Source organism: Adlercreutzia equolifaciens (assembly GCF_029076695.1).
Classification (GTDB): domain Bacteria; phylum Actinomycetota; class Coriobacteriia; order Coriobacteriales; family Eggerthellaceae; genus Adlercreutzia; species Adlercreutzia equolifaciens_A.
The window spans coordinates 1-292 of record NZ_JARFIK010000542.1 but is presented as its reverse complement, the minus strand read 5'-3'; the positions used below and the strand labels follow the sequence as shown (position 1 = coordinate 292).

Below are 292 nucleotides of genomic sequence, written 5' to 3'. Positions count from 1 at the left end.
CTCCTCCGGAGCCTCGAAGACGTCGGGGCACTGAATGATGTGGATACCATAGCTGCTGGTAACCAGACCGCTGATCTCGCCCTTCTCCAGCTCGTTCAAGGCCGTGGTGTACTCCGTCACGTAGCTGGTCAGCTTGTCCCAGCCCACGTTACCGCCGTCGGCAGCCGAGCCGGTGTCCTTCGAGTAGGACTCGGCGGCGGTGGCGAAATCAAGCTCGCCAGACTGCAGCTTCTCGAGCAATTCCTGGGCCAGGTCTTCATCGCTGGCGTCAAACAGGATATGGGAAGACTTC

The 292-nt window shown here is 60.3% G+C and carries 1 protein-coding gene; it reads right to left on the bottom strand.

Going from position 1 to position 292, the window contains the following annotated elements; all coding sequences use genetic code 11:
* The coding region (locus tag PZH32_RS13535; protein ID WP_275208769.1) for a peptidylprolyl isomerase at positions 1-292 on the bottom strand (292 nt) is incomplete at both ends.